This window comes from Roseomonas nitratireducens, from assembly GCF_017813355.1.
In the GTDB taxonomy this organism is placed as follows: Bacteria; Pseudomonadota; Alphaproteobacteria; order Acetobacterales; family Acetobacteraceae; genus Neoroseomonas; species Neoroseomonas nitratireducens.
In genome coordinates this window covers 11,913-27,140 of record NZ_JAGIYZ010000038.1, presented here as the reverse complement: position 1 = coordinate 27,140, position 15,228 = coordinate 11,913, and the positions used below count along the sequence as shown (strand labels likewise).

The window sequence follows — 15,228 nt, the reverse complement described above, 5'->3', positions numbered from 1 at the left end:
GTTCCAGCTGCGGCGCGATCGCCGCGAGCCGGCTTTCCGCGCGCGCATGGCGGGCGGCGAGGGCCGCTTCCGCGTCGCGCGCGCCGGCGAGGGCGGCATCGGCGGCGCCGCGCGCATCGCGCGCCGCGGCCTCGGCGGCGCGGGCGGCATCTTCCCGCGCGCCGGCGGCCGCACGGGCGGCCTCGGTCGTCGCCGCCTCGGCCTCGGCGCGGTCCAGCTTCGCTTCCGCCGCGCGCAGCGCGTTGCGCTGGGCCAGGCGCACGGCGCCAGGCGTCGGCGCGCCGGCGCGGGCGGTGTGCCCGTCCCAGCGCCACAGCGCGCCGTCTTCCGTCACCAACGACTGGCCGGGGCGAAGTGCTGCCTGCAGCGCGGCGCCATCGGCCCCGCGCGGCAGCAGGCCGATCTGCGACAGGGCGCGGCCGAGCGCGGCCGGCGCCTCGACCAGCCGCGACAGCGGCGTCGCGCCGCCGGGCAGGGGCGCCAGCGCATCGAGCGGCGGCAGGGCGCGCCAGAAGCGCGGCGCGGCCTCGTCCGACGGGCTTTCCAGCGCCTCGCCGAGGGCGACGCCGAGCGCCGCCTCCAGCCCCGCCGGCACGCCGACCTGGTCGAGAATCGGCGCGGCGGCGCCGGGCTCGCGGGAGGCAAGCACCTCGGCCAGCGCCGCGACTTCGGCCGCGGCGCGGGCGCGCTCGCCGGCGGCGGCGGTCGCCGCGCGCGCGGCCTCGGCGTGGGCGGCGGCGGCCCAGGCGCGCATCGCCTCGGCTTCCTCGAGCGCCTTGCCGGCGCGCTCCACGGCCTCCGTCGCGGCGGCCAGCGCGGCGGCGGCGGCCTCGCGCTCCTCCGGCGGGATGTGCTCGGCGAGCGCGGCGTCGCGGTCGCGCGCCAGCGTGGCGTGCTGGGCGGAGACGCGGGAGAGGCGGTCTTCCGCCGCGGCGCGCTCGGCCTCGGCGCGGGTGGCGGCGGCGGCGGCCTCGCTCGCGGCGCGGCGGGAAGCGGCCTGGGTCTCGGCGGCGGCGGCGCGGGCAGCCTCGGCTTCCTCCAGCGCGAGCCGCGCGGCCTCCAGCGCGGCGTCGGCGGCGGCGACCTCGGCGGCCGCTTCTTCGCGCGCTTATACGGGGACGCGGGCGCGCAGCGCGGCCTCATGTTCGGCATGGAGGCGGCCATGCGCCTGGGTGGCGCGGGCGAGCCGGGCCTCGGCGGTGGCGCGCGCCTCGCCGGCGGCCTGGGCGCGAGCGGCGGCCTCGGCGGCTTCGACCGTCGCGGCCTCGGCTGCGCGCTCGGCGGCGGCGACGGCGTCGGTCGCGGCGGCAAGCGCCTCCCCGGCCTCGTCCCGGCGGCGGGGGAGGGTGCCTTCGACGGCGGCGAGCGCCGCGTCTTCCTGGGCAAGGCGCTCGCGCGCGGCCTCGGCGTCGCGCAGCACGCCCTCGGCATGGGCGAGGTCGCGGCGGATCTGGGCGAGGCGGGATTCGGCGCCGGCCAGGGCGTCGCGCGCCCGGCGTTCCTCGGCTTCCAGCCCCTCGGCCTCGACGCGGCGGCGTTCCAGCGCGGTGCGGGCGGCGGCCTCGGCTGCGCGCGGGGCGGGGATGGCCTGCTCGGCCTCGAAGGCGGCGATGGCGGCGCGCTCCGCCTCGGCCTCGGCGGCGCGGACGCCGGCCCGGGCGGCGGCGAGTTGCTCGGCGGCCAGCCGGCCGGCCGCGCCGGCGCGGGCGGCGAGGATGGCGAGCCATTCGCCTTCCGCCTGCCGCACGAAGCCGGAGAGGTTGCGGTAGCGGTTGGCCTGCCGCGCCTGGCGCTGCAGCCCCTGGCGCTGGGTGTCGAGCTGGCCGAGCAGGTCCTCGGCGCGCGACAGGTTGGTCTCGGCCTGGCGCAGCTTGAGTTCGGCCTCGTGCCGGCGGGCGCGCAGCCCGGCGATGCCGGCCGCTTCCTCCAGCACCTGGCGGCGATCCTCGGGCTTGGCCTGGATCAGGGTGGAGACCCGGCCCTGGCTGACCATGGCGGACGCGCGGGCGCCCGAGCCGATGTCGGCGAACATGGTCTGCACGTCGCGCGCGCGGACTTCCTTGCCGTTCACCCGGAAGGCCGAACCTTCACCGCGGGTGATGCGGCGGACGATCTCGAGTTCCGGCTGGTCCTGGTTGGGCGGCGGGGCGAGGCCCTCGGCATCCTCCAGGCTGAGCGTGACTTCCGCGAGGTTGCGCCCCGAGCGGGTCGCGGTGCCGGCGAAGATGACGTCGTCCATCTCCCCGCCGCGCATGGCCTTGGCGGAGGTCTCGCCCATCGCCCAGCGCAGGGCCTCGACGACGTTGGACTTGCCGCAGCCATTCGGGCCGACGATGCCGGTCAGGCCGGGGCGCACCTCGACATTGGTGGGCTCGGCGAAGGATTTGAAGCCGGCGATGCGGATCCGGGCCAGGGTCGCGCGCACGGCGGCGAGGCGCTGGGCCTCGCTGCGCCCGCCATCCTCGCCATCCTCGCGCGCCGGCTCGGGGGCCGGGACGTGCCCGTCCGCCGTCACGAAGCCTGGACCTCGCGCAGGAAGCGGTCGAAGGGAATGGCCCCGCCGACGACGCGGCTGCCGAAGACGAAGGTCGGGGTGGCCTGGACGCGGTGCTCCGCCTCCCCCTGCTGGCGGATGGCGAGCACGCCGCGGGCGAGGTCGTCATCGGCCCAGGCGGCCTCGAAGGCGGCGGGCGACATGCCGGCCAGCGTCGCGATCTTGCCGATCTCGACCTTGTGGTCGACGCCGCGCGCATAGGCCCAGCGGTCCTGGGTGCTGAACAGCGCGCTGAGGAAGGCCTCATAGGCCTCGGCGGGGAAGGCGCGGGCGACGGCGTGGGCGCGCAGCGCAATCTGGTCGAGCGGGAAATCCTTCCAGACCATGCGGATGCGGCCGGTATCGACCAGTTCCGCCTTCACGCGCGGCCAGGTTTCCCGGTGGAAGGCGCCGCAATGGGAGCAGGTGAGGGAGAAGTACTCGATCACCGTCAGCCGCGCATCCGCCCGGCCCGTCGACCTTTCGCCGAGGCGCGGATCGGCCGGCGCCTGGGCAAGGGCGGGGCCGGCGGCAATCAGGCCTGTCGCGGCGGCCAGCAGGGAACGGCGGTCGGGCATCGTGCTCTCTCTCCTCTCTCCGGCCGCGCGAAGGGGGGCGGCCGGGGTGGATATGGGGCGGGCGGCCTTTCGGGGGGACTCGGGGCCGCCTAGTCCCGTTTCCGATAGACGCCACGGCCCAATCTTTCCAGCGCCGCCCGCAATTCCGGGGACTGGATGCCGGCCAGGGCCGATTCGACCTGCTCGGGCAGCGCTTCGGGGGCGGCGGGGCGGCGCCTGGCGGCGGCGGCGCCCGCCGGGGCCTGCTGGACGAATCGGAAGCGTTCCACCGCCACCCGCCCCAGGGCGGCGTTGATGCGGGAGGCGAGCTGCGGCGCCAGATGCTGCAATTCCATCGCCACGGGCCCGGAACAGGCCAGCGTCAGCGTCCCCTGGGTCAGGCGCAGCGGCTGGCTGACGGCGGCGATGGCCGGGCCCGCGATGTCCGGCCAGTCGGCCATGATCATCGCCCCTGCCGGGCTCTTGCGCTTGTAGGCCGGGCGTGTGAGGCGGGGGACCAGGGCGCCGAGCGGCCTCGGCCCGCCCAGGAACCGCTTCTGCTCCTCCTCCCGTGCCATCAGACAATCCCCCCGCCGCCGAGCTGCTCGCCTGGTATGACCGGCACCGGCGGGACCTGCCCTGGCGGGCGGCGCCGGGGCAGCCGCGCGATCCTTACCGCGTCTGGCTGTCCGAGGTCATGCTCCAGCAGACGACGGTCGCCGCGGTCGGGCCGCGCTTCGCGCGATTCCTGGCGCGCTTCCCGTCGGTCCAGGCGCTGGCGGCGGCCGATTGGGCCGAGGTGGCCGAGGAATGGGCGGGCCTTGGCTACTACGCCCGGGCGCGGAACCTGCATGCCTGCGCCAGGGCGGTGGCGGCGGCGGGACGTTTCCCGTGCAACAGGGAAGGCCTCGCGGCGCTGCCGGGGATCGGGCCCTATACGGCGGCCGCGGTCGCGGCGATCGCCTTCGACGCGCCGCTCGTGCCCCTCGATGGCAATGTGGAACGGGTGACGGCGCGGATCTTCCGGGTGGAGGACCCGCTGCCGGGCGCCAAGCCGCGCCTCGCGGAGCTCGCCCAGGGCTTCATGGCGGACGGGGCGGCCAGCGCCCGGCCGGGGGATTTCGTCCAGGCGCTGTTCGACCTGGGCGCGACCATCTGCACCCCGCGCAGCCCGGCCTGCGGGATCTGCCCCTGGCAGGGGCCCTGCGCGGCGCGGGCGGCGGGGGTGGCGGCCGACCTGCCGCGCAAGGCGCCGAAGCGCGCCCGGCCGCTGCGCCATGGCGCGCATTTCCTGCTGCGGGACGCGGCGGGGCGGGTGTTGCTGCGCCGGCGCCCGCCCCGGGGGCTGCTCGGCGGCATGCTGGAAGTGCCGGGCACGCCCTGGCGGGAGACGCCCTGGGCGGAGGCGGAGGCGCTGCCCCACGCGCCGGCCGAGGCGCCCTGGCGGCGCCTGCCGGGGCTCGCCCGGCATGGCTTCACCCATTTCGAACTGGAGATGGTGTTGTTCGCCGCGACCCTGCCGCCCGGCGCGACGGGGCCGGAGGAGGGCGAATGGCTGGCCGAGGACGGGGCGCGGATGGCGGTGCCGAGCGTGATGCGGCGGCTGCTCGATTTGGCGGGGGCGGCATGAGCGCGGGCCGGGGGCGTGCCCACGACCCGCGACACGCCGGCGGGCGGGCGGCGCCCGGCGCGGGGCAGCGGCCTCGCCCCGGCCGCCCATGCCGCGCCGCATCCTGGCCGTGCCTGCGCGACGGGACGGCAAAGGGTTTGCGGCGATGAACGCCGCGACGGGCTGGCTGACGCCGGAAAGGCTGCGCGTCTACGGCATCGCCTGGGCGATCGTGGCCTTCGCCATCTTCGTCGACACGGCGCTGACGCTGGCCGGCCGGGGCAGCCCGCCGGGGGATGCGGATTTCCTCAGCTTCCGTGCCGCCGCCGAACTGGCCTGGCAGGGGCGGCCGGAAGCGGCCTGGGACCGGGACGCGCATGCGGCGGCGCAGACCGCGCTGCAGGGCGCGCCGGGGCGCTACTACGCCTTCTTCTATCCGCCATCCTTCCTGCTGGTCTGCCTGCCGCTGGCCCTGCTGCCGCTGCTGCCGGCCTTCGCGGCCTTCGTGGCGGCGACCGGCGCGGCGTTGTTCGCCCTGCTGCGCGCCTGGCTGCCCGGGGCGGGGTGGGTCGGCGGGATGTTGCTGGTCGCGGCACCCGTCACGGTGCTGAACGCCCTGCACGGGCAGAACGGCTTCCTGACCGCGGCGCTGCTGGCCGCGGCGGGGCTGGCGATGGACCGCCGGCCGGCGATCGCGGGGGCGGCGCTGGCGAGCCTCGCCTTCAAGCCGCAGTTGGGGCTGCTTGTGATCCCGGCGCTGCTCGCCGCGCGGCGCTGGGCGGCGCTGGGCTGGGCGGTGGCGGTGGGGCTCGGCTGGGTGGCGGCGACGCTGCTGGCCTTCGGCCCGGGCGTCTGGTTCGCCTTCCTGGAACGCCTGCCGGGGGCGGGGGATGCGGTCGCGCAAGGCGTGCTGGAACCCTGGCAGTTGCAGAGCCTGTTCGGCCTGCTGCGGGGGATCGGCATCGGGCCGGCGGCGGCGGGCGTGGTGCAGGGGGCGGCGACGCTGGGCGCTATCGGCGCCGTCGCCTGGATGTTGCGCCGGCGGCCGGGCGGGCGGGCGGAGATGGCGGCGGTGGCCGCCGGCGCGCCCATCACCACGCCCTTCGTCTTCGTCTACGACCTGACGCTGCTGCTGCTGCCGATGGCGTGGATCCTGGCCGAGGCCCGGCGCGATGGGTTCCTGCGCTGGGAGAAGGCGGGGCTGGTCGCGGCCTATTTCATCCCGGCCGCGTCGATCGTGGCGGGGCTGTCGGTGGCGATCGGCTTCGGCGCGCTGGCGCCGGCGATCATGCTGGCGCTGGTGCTGCGGAGGATCGGCCGGGCGCCCGGCGCCAGGGAGTAGGCGGATCGAGGCGCGGCCTCGATCCGGGAGCGCGAAAGCGCGACCGCGCCCAGACCATCAGCCGCGCACGGCGCGCCAGTGCACGGCGCGCAAGCCAAGCCGGCGGATGCCGGCGCTGGCGCCTGAGGCACGGGACAAAGGCGGATCGAGGCGCAGCCTCGATCCGGGAGCGCGAAAGCGCGACCGCGCCCAAACCGTCAGCCGCGCAAGGTGCGCCAGTGCACGGCGCGCAAGCCAAGCCGGCGGATGCCGGCGCCGGCGCCTGAGGCACATGACACAAGCGGATCGAGGCGCGGCCTCGATCCGGGAGCGCGGCCGCGCGACCGCGCCCAGACCATCAGCCGAGCGCGGCGCGCCAGTGCACGGCGCGCAAGCCAAGCCGGCGGATGCCGGCGCCGGCGCCTGAGGTCAAAAGAGACTCACTTCGCCCGCGACGCCGCCCACAGGAACACCGCCCCCGCCGCACCCATCAGCAGGGCCGCCGCCACGATCAGCAGCGCCGATTGCTGGATGAAGGCGAGCAGCGGCACGGCAAGACCCAGCAGCGCGCCCACCGCGACGATCCGCCAGGACCCCGCATGCACGCCGGCCACGAAGGCGCCGAGCGCGAGAAGAAGCAGCAGCCCGATCTCGCTCGCGCGGCCCTGCATCACGCCCTGCACCTCGGGCCGGAACAGCAGCAGCATCGCCAGCAGGAAGGCCGCCCAATGCGCCCCCTGCGTCCAGATCAGCCGCAGCCGCCCGCCCCGGTCCGGCGCGGCCGCCCAGCCCGCCACCACGCAGAGCAGCCCGAACAGCGGCGCCATCACCATCCAGTAGATCGCGTTCGGCGTCTCGGTGAAGGCGGCATAGGCGACACCGCCGAAGGAGGCCGCGAGCATGGCGATGTAGGGCGACTGGCCCAGCACCTCGCCCGCCATGGAGCGCGCCGGCGGCGCGGGCGGCGGGGCGGGGATGGGTGGCTCGGGCGCCTCCGCGGCGCCGCTGATCGTCTCGCCCATCGGGCCTACCCCCTATTCCTCGCGCGCGATCGCCTCGCGCAGTTCATCGAGCACGCGCAGCCTGCCGTCCCGGCCTTCCAGATGCCAGAAGATCCAGCCATTGCAGGATGGCGCGTCCTGCACCGCCGCGCCGACCTGGTGGATCGAGCCCTGGGCGCGGCCGCAGCGCAGCGTGCCGTCGGCGCCCACCACCGCTTCCCAGCGCTTCTGCCGGTCGAACAGCTTCGCCCCGGGCGGCACCAGGCCGCGCTCGACCAGCGTGCCGAAGGGGATGCGCTTCTGCTCGCGCTTGGATGGCAACGCGGCGGCGGCGTCCTCGGGCGCGGGCTCGACCGCGTCAATGCGCGCGCGGGCGGCCTGGGCGTAGGTCGGGTCGCGCTCGAGGCCGATGAAGCGGCGGCCGAGCCGCTTCGCCACCGCCGCGGTGGTGCCGGAGCCGAGGAAGGGATCGAGCACGACGTCGCCGGGCTGGGTGCAGGCGAGGATGACGCGATGGAGCAGCGCCTCGGGCTTCTGGGTCGGGTGCAGCTTGGCACCCTTGTCGTCGCGCAGGCGTTCGCCGCCGGTGCACAGCGGGATCAGCCAGTCGCTGCGCATCTGCAGGTCGTCGTTCAGCGCCTTCATGGCGGCGTAGTTGAAGCGGTAGCGGGATTCGGGGCCGCGCGCGGCCCAGACCAGCGTCTCATGCGCGTTGGTGAAGCGGCGGCCGCGAAAGTTCGGCATCGGGTTCGACTTGCGCCAGATGACGTCGTTCAGGATCCAGTAGCCGAGGTCCTGCAGCGCGGAGCCCAGGCGGAAGACGTTGTGGTAGGCGCCCATCACCCAGATGGTGCCGTCCTTGCGCAGCACGCGGCGGCATTCGGTGAGCCATTCGCGCGTGAAGGCGTCGTAGGCGCCGAGGTCGGGGAAGCGGTCCCATTCGTCGTCGACGCCGTCGACGAGCGAATCGTCCGGCCGCCGCAGCGTGCCCTTCAGCTGAAGGTTGTAGGGGGGGTCCGCGAAGATGGCGTGCACGCTGGCCGGCGGCAGGTGCCGCAGCCAGGCGATGCAGTCGCCGACCAGAACCTGGTCGAGCGGCAGATCGATCGTCGTGCCCAAGCCGAACCCCGTTCGCTTCGCAAGCCCTTAGAATCGCTTGTGCGACTCGGCAGGTCAACTTTCGTGTGCCGCAAGCGCCGGCGCCGGCATTCGCCGGCTTGGCTGCGCGCCATGCGCTGGCGCGCCGGGCACGGCCGATGGCCTGGGCGCGGTCGGGCTTCGCCCTCCCGGATCGAGGCAGGGCCTCGATCCGCCGGGTTGCGCCCGTGGGTGTGGGCGCCGGCGGTCAGCCGAACAGGTCATCCACGGGGCGGAACCCCCGCCGGTGATGCGGGCTCGGCCCGTGTTCCGCCAGCGCCGCGAGATGCGCCGCCGTGGGATAGCCGCTGTGCCGCGCGAAGCCATAGGCCGGCCAGCGCGGATCGAGCCGCGCCATCGCCCGGTCCCGCACCACCTTCGCCAGGATCGAGGCCGCCGCGATCGACAGCGAGCGCGCATCGCCGCCGACCACGCAGCGCACCGGGCAGGGCAAGGGCGGGGCGCTGTTGCCGTCCACCAGCGCGAGGTCCGGCCGCAGCGGCAGGCGAAGGATGGCGCGGCGCATCGCGAGGTGCGTCGCGCGCAGGATGTTCAGCGCGCCGATCTCGGCCGCGGATGCCGCGCCGATGCCGAAGGCGAGCACGCCCTCCCGCGCCGCGGCGCGCAGCGCGCCGAAGGCCGCGTCCCGCCGCACCGGCGTCAGCTTCTTCGAATCGTCGATCAGCGCGGCGAGGGATGCGTCCGGCGCCGCGACGAAGACCAGCGCGGCGGCGACGACCGGCCCGGCAAGCGGCCCGCGCCCGGCCTCGTCCACGCCGGCCACGCGACCGTGGCCGGCTTCGAGCGAAAGATCGGGTCCCTGCCGCGCCATGCGCGCCCCGTAGCATGACGGGCTTGCGGATGCGCGCCCCGATCCCCGACCATCGCGGCAAGGCCGGAGGAGCACGACCATGCCCAGCACCCGCATCGACCGCCGCGGCTGACCCGATGCGCCGTTTCTATGGCTGGGCGACGCCCAATTCGCAGCGCGTCTCGATCATGCTCGAGGAATGCGGCCTGACCTATGAGGCGATCGGCGTGAACATCCGCGCGCGGGAACAATTCGCCCCCGCGATCGTCGCGCTCAACCCCTATGGCAAGATCCCGATCCTGGTCGAGGACGGCCTGCCGCCGCTGTTCGAGAGCGGCGCCATCCTGATCCACCTGGCCGAGACGCATGGCCGCTTCCTGCCGCGCGACCCCGCCGCGCGCGCGCAGACGCTTGCCTGGCTGATGGTCGCGCTCACCTCGCTCGGGCCGATGACCGGCCAGGCGCATCACTGGACCGACCTCGCCCCCGAGAAGCCGGAGGCGGCGCGCCGGCACACGGTCGGGCTGGTGGAACGCGTCTACCGGCTGCTCGAGGGGCGCCTGACCTACCAGCCGCATCTCGCCGGCGCGGATTATTCCATCGCCGACATCGCGGCCTATCCCTGGATCGCGCGGCACGCATGGGCCACGCTGTCGCTCGACGACTGGCCCGCCATCGCGCGCTGGTTCGCCCAGGTGGGCGCGCGGCCCGCGGTGCTGCGCGGGATGCAGGTGCCGGCCGGCGCGCGGCTCGACTGAAGCCCCGCCCGGGAAGGCGCGCGCGCCTTCCCGGTGCCGAGGTTCAGGTGGTGGCGCGCAGCGTCTCCTTCTCCGCATGCGAGACCGGCGCATTGCTGTTGCCGAGCGAGAAGCTCTTGCCGCGTGGCCGGCCGAGCGGCTTCTCCACCTCGCTCAGCATGGTGAAGAGCGCCGGGTAGAGATGGTCCGTCGCGCCGATGCGATAGGACAGCCCGCTGACCACGTAGGTGAACAGCGACCGGGTGACGGTCTTGCCCATCAGGTCCTTCTCGCCCCAGCCGACCTTGGGCGAGATGACCCCGACATCGGCGCCGGGGACGACGAAGACGTGGAAGGTCCCCTTCACGCCGACCGACGACGTCACGTCGAAATGAACCTTGCTGTCGCGCTGGTGGATGCCCTTGGTGATGGTCACGGTGCCGGACTTCAGCGCCTGGGCCAGGTCCTTGAAGCACTGCGCGGACCCCAGCGGAATGCCATCCAGGAGCGTGGCGATGCTTTCGCCAAGCTTCTTCATCTCCGACTCATCGAGGCTGCTTTCGTGGTTCGCCCACTTCCCGTTGTTGGAACTTCCCCGCCAGTCGGGCGCGCATTTGACGGCCATGCCTGCTTCCTTGTTGTCCGGGGCACCGGTCGCCCCGTGCCATGCCGCCGCAGCATCGTCGCTTCGGGCGTGGCGTAAAGCGGGAAACGGCATCGACCGCCGATTGCCGCGCCGTGACGCGCGCCAGACGGTTGCATTCCGTGGCGGTGGCCCCATCCTGCCGCCGCGCAACGGCCATGGGAGACGCGCCGCCATGATCCTCCGTCTCGCGAGGGCGGCCGCCCTCGCCGCCGCCGCCATGGCGTCCGCCGCCACGGCGCAGCCCGTCCCGCCCGAGCGCATCCTGCGCATGGTCCCGAACGCGGACCTGCAGACGCTGGATCCGATCAACACCACCGCGGGCGTCGTGCAGTCCCACGCGCACATGATCTACGACCAGCTGTTCGGCCGCGACGCGAACCAGCGCCCGCAGCCGCAGATGGTGCGCGACTTCGCCGTCTCCTCCGACGCGCTGACCTGGACCTTCGCGCTGCGCGACGGGCTGCTGTTCCACGACGGCGCGCCGGTAACCGCGACGGACGTCGTCGCCTCCCTGCGCCGCTGGGGCGCGCGGGATCCGCATGGGCGGCAGATCATGGCGATCACCGAGGCGATGGAGGCCTCGGCCGACGGCAAGTCCTTCACCTGGCGGCTGCGCCGGCCCTACGGGCTGATGCTGGATGCGCTGTCCAAGCCCGCGGGCAACATGCCGGCGATCATGCCCGCGCGCATCGCCGCGACCGATCCCTTCACCGCCATCACCGAGACGATCGGCTCCGGCCCCTTCGTCTTTTCCCGCGACGAATGGGTGCCCGGCTCGCGCGTCGTCTATCGCCGCAACGCGGCCTATGTGCCGCGCGCCGAACCCGCGTCCGGCACCGCCGGCGGCAAGGTCGCGCATGTCGACCGCGTCGAGTGGCTCAACATCGCCAACGCGCAGACCGCGGTGCTGGCGCTGATCCAGGGGGAACTCGACTACATCGAGAGCCCGGGCGTGGACTTCCTGCCCATGCTGCAGCGGCGGGGGATGCGCATCATCCGCACGAACACGCTGGGCGCGCCGGGCATGATCCGGATGAACCACATCCACCCGCCCTTCAACGACGCGCGCGCGCGCCAGGCGCTGATGCTGCTGGTGAACCAGGAGGAGATCCTCCAGGCGATGTTCCCCGACCCGGCGCTGTACCAGGTCTGCCACGCCTTCTTCGTCTGCGGATCGCCGCAGGAATCGAACGCGGGCGTGCCCGCCGGCCTCGGTTCCCCAGCCGCGCGCGAACGTGCCCGCGCCCTGCTGCGCGAGAGCGGCTACGACGGCACGCCCATCGTCATCATGGACCCGACGGACAATCCCTTCGTCCATGCGGCGACGCTCGTGCTCGCGCAGCAGATGCAGCAGGTCGGCTTCCGCACCGACGTGCAGGCGCTGGATTTCGCCTCCATGGCCGGCCGCCGCGCGAACCGTCGCCCGCCGGCCGAGGGCGGCTGGCATATCGGGCTGACCTTCTGGAACGGGCTCGGCGCCTCCGACCCCGTCGGCAACGTGCCGATGCAGGCGAGTTGCGAGCGCGCCTGGCCCGGCTGGCCCTGCGACGCCGAGCACCAGGCGCTGATCGACGCCTTCCCCTATGCGGCGAACGACGCCGAGCGCCAGCGCATCCTGACCGCGCTGCACGAAAGCGCCTATCGCCTCGTCCCCTACGTGCCCTACGGGCAGTGGTACCTGCCTTCCGCCATCCGCCCGCAGCTCGACGGCGTGCTGGCCATGCCGGGCATCATCATCGCCTGGAACATCCGCAAGGCGGCGCGCTAGGCCATGGGCACGTCACCCCAGCGTGCGCGTGCGGCGGAATTCTGCGCGCGCTTCGGCGTGTCGGCGCCGATCCTGATGGCGCCGATGGCCGGGGCATCGCCCCCCGCGCTCGCCGCCGCCATCGCCAATGCGGGCGGCATGGGCGCGCTCGGCGCGCTGTCATCCACGCCCGAAGCCATCGCCGCCTGGGCCGCCGACTTCCGCGCGCGCAGCAATGGCGGCTTCCAGGCGAACCTCTGGATCCCCGACCCGCCGCCCGCGCGCGACGCGGCGCGCGAAGCGGCAATGGCGGACCACCTTGCGCGCTTCGGCCCGCGCCCGCCGATCCCGGAAGGTCCGTTCCTGCCCGACTTCGACGCGCAATGCCGCGCCATGCTGGACGCCGGGCCGCGCGCCATCTCCTCCATCATGGGCGTCTTCCCGGCCTGGGTCGTGGCGGAAGCCAAGGCGCGCGGCATCGCCTGGTTCGCCTGCGCGACCACGATCGCCGAGGCACGTCAGGCCGCGGCCGCCGGCGCGGACGCCATCGTCGCGCAGGGCGCGGAAGCCGGCGGGCATCGCGGCGCCTTCGACCATGCGAGCGCGGAATCGCAACTGACCGGCGGCCTCGCGCTGATCCCGCGCTTCGCCGACGCGCTCGACCTGCCGGTGATCGCCACCGGCGGCATTGCCGATGCGCGCGGCATCGCGGCGGCGCTGACACTGGGCGCGAGCGCGGTGCAGATCGGCACGGGCTTCCTGCGCTGCCCGGAAGCCGGCACGCATCCCGCCTGGGCGGCGGCCATCGCCGAAGCCGAGCCGGAAGGCACGCGGCTGACGCGCATCTTCTCCGGCCGCCTCGGCCGCGGCATCGCGAACGATGTGGTGCGCGCCGAAAGCCCGCCGACCGCGCCCTATCCGGTGCAGCGCGGCCTTTTCGCGCCGGTGCGGACGGCGGCGGAGAAGGCCGGCGACGCGCGCGCGATGCAGATGTGGGCGGGGCAGGCGGCACGGCTGGCGGCGGAAGAACCGGCCGCGGACCTCACGCAAAGGCTGTGGAACGAAGCACAGGCGTTGCTGCCTTAGGTCGGGGGGAGAAGGGAACTTCTCCCCTCGAACCCCCCTCAACCTTTTTTCTCACCCGCGGGCAGCAGCAGCCAGCCAGCAAGGCCCAGCAGCAGCGCCAGACACAATACGCCGAAGCCGGCGCGATAGGCGGCTTCGGGGCGCACGCCACCCGCCTCCGGGAACAGTCCGACGACGGCGCCGACGAGCAGGGGCAGCAGCGCCGAGCCCAGTACCTGCGCCATGTTCACCGTCGTGGCACCCCGGCCCACCAGATGGTCGGGAAACAGCGAACGTCCCTCCGCCACCACCAGCACCGGATAGGCGGAAAACAACACCAGCAGCACCAGCAGCGTCAGCGCCGCCGCCAGCGGCAGCCCGGGCAGGATCGCGAGCAGCGCCAGCATCAGCGCCGCCAGCCCCGCCCCCGCCGTCACGATCGCCCGCCGCCGCCCGATCGCGCGCTCGAGCGGCCCGATGCCGAGCAACCCCACCGGCATCGCAACCCCCATCGCCGCCAGCGCCCAGCCGCGCCCCGTCGCATCCAGCCCATGCACATCGGCCAGGTACGGCCCGGCCCACAACCCGATCACCGTGGCCGCCGCCGCATAGGCGACGAGATGCATCGACAGCACGCGCGGCAGCCCCGGCAACCGCCAGATCGAGACCTGCCCCGCCAGCGCCTCCCGCAGCGTCTCGGCCTTGCGCGGCGGCGCCGGGCGGTCGGGCGGATCGTCCCGCACCCAGCGCCACCACAGCGCGAGGCAGGCGGCGGTCAGCAGCGCGGAAGCGCCGAGCGCGCCCCGCCAGCCGACCAGCCCCGCCACCGCCGCCAGCGGCGCCCCCGCGAACAGGATTCCCATCTGCGACAGCGCGAAGACGCGGCTCAGCGCGAGCGTCATCTCCGCCCCCCTGTGCCAACGCGCGCAGAGCACGACCGCCGCCATGAAGGACGCCCCGCAGCCCAGCCCCAGCACGAAGCGCGCGGCGAGCAGCATCGCCCCATCCGTCGCGAAGGCCTGCGCGAGCGCGCCCGCCACAGCGAGCCCCGTCAGCGCGGCCACCGTCCTGCGCGGCCCCGCGCGATCGAGCGCGATGCCGACCGGCACCTGCGCGACCAGCAGCGCGGCGAAGAACATCCCGTTCGCCGCGCCCAGCACCGCGGGGCTCAGCGCGAGGTCGTCCGTCAGTTCCGGCGCGACCACGCCGAGGGCGGCGCGGTGGAACTGCGACAGCCCGGTCATGGCGGCGAGGGCCGCCATCAGCGCGACGGCGGCGTTCATGCCGAAAGGTCGAGCCCCAGCCCGTCGCGCAGCGCGCGCGCCCCTTCCGGCGTCAGCGAAAGCCGTCGCCGCGCGAGGATGTCGCCATCCGCTTCCGCCGGCAGGCGGCGCAGCCAGCCGCGGCCGATCCAGCCCGTCGCGATCTCCCGCGCCAGCCCGCCGGCGAGATGCGGGCGGCGCTCGGACCAGTCCATACAGTCGCACGCGAAGCGCGGCGCGCGCGACGCCGCGTCGAGATCCACGCCGGTCGCCGCCAGCCGCGCGCGGCCTTCCCCCGTCGCGTCCCACCCGCCCGGCACGGGCGCGAGCCAGCCTTCCCCCGTCAGCCGCGCATGCAGCGCGACGCCGAGCCGCCCGGCGAGATGGTTCCAGCACAGCCGCGCCGCGCGCGCCGCTTCCCCATGCTTCCAGGGGCGGGCGGGGGCGGCGATGCGCGCGGCAAGCCCGCCCAGCGTCTCGATCGCGGCCGCCACTTCCTCCGAGGCCAGCCGGTAGTAGCGGTGCCGTCCCTGCGCATGGACCAGCAGCAGCCCGCCATCGGCCATGCGGGCGAGATGCCCGCTCGCCGTCGCCGCCGTCACGCCGGCGACGCGGGCGAGTTCCCCGGCCGTCAGCGCCTCGCCCCCCATCAGCGCGGCGAGCATGCGCGCGCGCGCCGGGTCGGCCATCAGCGCGGCGGTGGCCGCGAGCGGGCCGGGGGCGGTGGGGTCGGTCATGCGGCGATGCTAGACCAGCATGGGCCGCGATGCTTCGGCGGCCCGCGAAGCGACGGCCGCGCCGC

General features: G+C 74.9%; 14 protein-coding genes and 1 pseudogene. 5 read left to right on the top strand and 10 right to left on the bottom strand.

From position 1 onward, the window contains the following. The 4 genes and pseudogenes from J5Y09_RS23055 to J5Y09_RS23040 all read right to left on the bottom strand — a co-directional run. Positions 1–793: pseudogene (locus J5Y09_RS23055) on the bottom strand (hypothetical protein); the annotation flags it as partial. Between the two features lie 315 nt (positions 794–1,108). Continuing rightward, positions 1,109–2,515 carry an AAA family ATPase gene (locus J5Y09_RS23050; RefSeq protein ID WP_209354211.1) on the bottom strand — a complete coding sequence of 469 codons (1,407 nt, stop codon included), beginning with the start codon at positions 2,513–2,515 and terminating at the stop codon, positions 1,109–1,111. Next, positions 2,512–3,111: a DsbA family protein gene (locus tag J5Y09_RS23045; protein ID WP_209354210.1), complete on the bottom strand. Its 600-nt coding sequence runs from the start codon at positions 3,109–3,111 to the stop codon at positions 2,512–2,514. Before J5Y09_RS23045 ends, J5Y09_RS23050 begins: the two co-directional genes overlap by 4 nt. A gap of 89 nt (positions 3,112–3,200) precedes the next feature. Further along, positions 3,201–3,668, bottom strand: a complete 468-nt coding sequence (locus tag J5Y09_RS23040; RefSeq protein WP_209354209.1) for a DUF721 domain-containing protein — start codon at positions 3,666–3,668, stop codon at positions 3,201–3,203. Here J5Y09_RS23040 and J5Y09_RS23035 point away from each other — a divergent pair. Both J5Y09_RS23035 and J5Y09_RS23030 read left to right on the top strand, forming a co-directional pair. After that, a complete protein-coding gene (locus J5Y09_RS23035; protein ID WP_209354208.1) occupies positions 3,662–4,720 on the top strand; it encodes an A/G-specific adenine glycosylase in 1,059 nt (352 codons plus the stop codon). The genes J5Y09_RS23040 and J5Y09_RS23035 overlap by 7 nt on opposite strands. A 145-nt stretch (positions 4,721–4,865) precedes the next feature. Beyond that, the gene (locus tag J5Y09_RS23030; RefSeq protein WP_209354207.1) at positions 4,866–6,041 is read left to right on the top strand and encodes a glycosyltransferase family 87 protein; all 1,176 of its coding nucleotides are present in this window, start codon (positions 4,866–4,868) and stop codon (positions 6,039–6,041) included. A 419-nt stretch (positions 6,042–6,460) separates the two neighbouring features. On the opposite strand, the gene J5Y09_RS23025 is transcribed toward J5Y09_RS23030, so the two are convergent. The 3 genes from J5Y09_RS23025 to rnhB all read right to left on the bottom strand — a co-directional run bounded on the left by J5Y09_RS23025 (position 6,461) and on the right by rnhB (position 8,990). Then, positions 6,461–7,042, bottom strand: a complete 582-nt coding sequence (locus J5Y09_RS23025; RefSeq protein ID WP_209354206.1) for a hypothetical protein — start codon at positions 7,040–7,042, stop codon at positions 6,461–6,463. A 12-nt stretch (positions 7,043–7,054) separates the two neighbouring features. After that, entirely contained in the window at positions 7,055–8,140 is a 1,086-nt protein-coding gene (locus tag J5Y09_RS23020; protein WP_209354205.1) for a site-specific DNA-methyltransferase, read from the bottom strand. A gap of 226 nt (positions 8,141–8,366) precedes the next feature. Continuing rightward, positions 8,367–8,990 carry a ribonuclease HII gene (gene rnhB, locus J5Y09_RS23015; RefSeq protein WP_209354204.1) on the bottom strand — a complete coding sequence of 208 codons (624 nt, stop codon included), beginning with the start codon at positions 8,988–8,990 and terminating at the stop codon, positions 8,367–8,369. Between the two features lie 116 nt (positions 8,991–9,106). On the opposite strand from rnhB, the gene J5Y09_RS23010 reads away from it, so the two are divergent. Continuing rightward, positions 9,107–9,727: a glutathione S-transferase family protein gene (locus J5Y09_RS23010; RefSeq protein ID WP_209354203.1), complete on the top strand. Its 621-nt coding sequence runs from the start codon at positions 9,107–9,109 to the stop codon at positions 9,725–9,727. A gap of 43 nt (positions 9,728–9,770) precedes the next feature. On the opposite strand, the gene J5Y09_RS23005 is transcribed toward J5Y09_RS23010, so the two are convergent. Next, complete coding sequence (locus J5Y09_RS23005; protein WP_209354202.1) at positions 9,771–10,244, bottom strand: hypothetical protein; 474 nt, start codon at positions 10,242–10,244, stop codon at positions 9,771–9,773. Between the two features lie 280 nt (positions 10,245–10,524). Here J5Y09_RS23005 and J5Y09_RS23000 point away from each other — a divergent pair, with 280 nt between their 5' ends. Both J5Y09_RS23000 and J5Y09_RS22995 read left to right on the top strand, forming a co-directional pair. Continuing rightward, complete coding sequence (locus J5Y09_RS23000) at positions 10,525–12,120, top strand: ABC transporter substrate-binding protein (protein WP_209354201.1); 1,596 nt, start codon at positions 10,525–10,527, stop codon at positions 12,118–12,120. 3 nt (positions 12,121–12,123) lie between these two features. Then, on the top strand, positions 12,124–13,185 hold the full coding sequence (locus J5Y09_RS22995) for an NAD(P)H-dependent flavin oxidoreductase (protein WP_209354200.1): 1,062 nt from the start codon (positions 12,124–12,126) through the stop codon (positions 13,183–13,185). A gap of 38 nt (positions 13,186–13,223) precedes the next feature. Here the strand turns inward: J5Y09_RS22995 and J5Y09_RS22990 are convergent, their stop codons facing one another. Together J5Y09_RS22990 and J5Y09_RS22985 are read right to left on the bottom strand one after the other, a co-directional pair. Next, on the bottom strand, positions 13,224–14,447 hold the full coding sequence (locus J5Y09_RS22990; RefSeq protein ID WP_209354199.1) for an MFS transporter: 1,224 nt from the start codon (positions 14,445–14,447) through the stop codon (positions 13,224–13,226). Further along, entirely contained in the window at positions 14,444–15,163 is a 720-nt protein-coding gene (locus J5Y09_RS22985) for an ArsR/SmtB family transcription factor (RefSeq protein ID WP_209354198.1), read from the bottom strand. The genes J5Y09_RS22990 and J5Y09_RS22985 overlap by 4 nt, the downstream gene beginning before the upstream one ends. Positions 15,164–15,228: the final 65 nt, after the last annotated feature.

Bases quoted from the DNA above. Each gene is read 5' to 3' on its own strand.
- J5Y09_RS23005 (WP_209354202.1), bottom strand. From the start codon at position 10,244: ATGAAGAAGCTTGGCGAAAGCATCGCCACGCTCCTGGATGGCATTCCG.
- J5Y09_RS23025 (WP_209354206.1), bottom strand. From the start codon at position 7,042: ATGGGCGAGACGATCAGCGGCGCCGCGGAGGCGCCCGAGCCACCCATC.
- J5Y09_RS23000 (WP_209354201.1), top strand. From the start codon at position 10,525: ATGATCCTCCGTCTCGCGAGGGCGGCCGCCCTCGCCGCCGCCGCCATG.
- rnhB (WP_209354204.1), bottom strand. From the start codon at position 8,990: ATGGCGCGGCAGGGACCCGATCTTTCGCTCGAAGCCGGCCACGGTCGC.
- J5Y09_RS23040 (WP_209354209.1), bottom strand. From the start codon at position 3,668: ATGGCACGGGAGGAGGAGCAGAAGCGGTTCCTGGGCGGGCCGAGGCCG.
- J5Y09_RS23010 (WP_209354203.1), top strand. From the start codon at position 9,107: ATGCGCCGTTTCTATGGCTGGGCGACGCCCAATTCGCAGCGCGTCTCG.
- J5Y09_RS22990 (WP_209354199.1), bottom strand. From the start codon at position 14,447: ATGAACGCCGCCGTCGCGCTGATGGCGGCCCTCGCCGCCATGACCGGG.
- J5Y09_RS22985 (WP_209354198.1), bottom strand. From the start codon at position 15,163: ATGACCGACCCCACCGCCCCCGGCCCGCTCGCGGCCACCGCCGCGCTG.
- J5Y09_RS23030 (WP_209354207.1), top strand. From the start codon at position 4,866: ATGAACGCCGCGACGGGCTGGCTGACGCCGGAAAGGCTGCGCGTCTAC.
- J5Y09_RS22995 (WP_209354200.1), top strand. From the start codon at position 12,124: ATGGGCACGTCACCCCAGCGTGCGCGTGCGGCGGAATTCTGCGCGCGC.
- J5Y09_RS23045 (WP_209354210.1), bottom strand. From the start codon at position 3,111: ATGCCCGACCGCCGTTCCCTGCTGGCCGCCGCGACAGGCCTGATTGCC.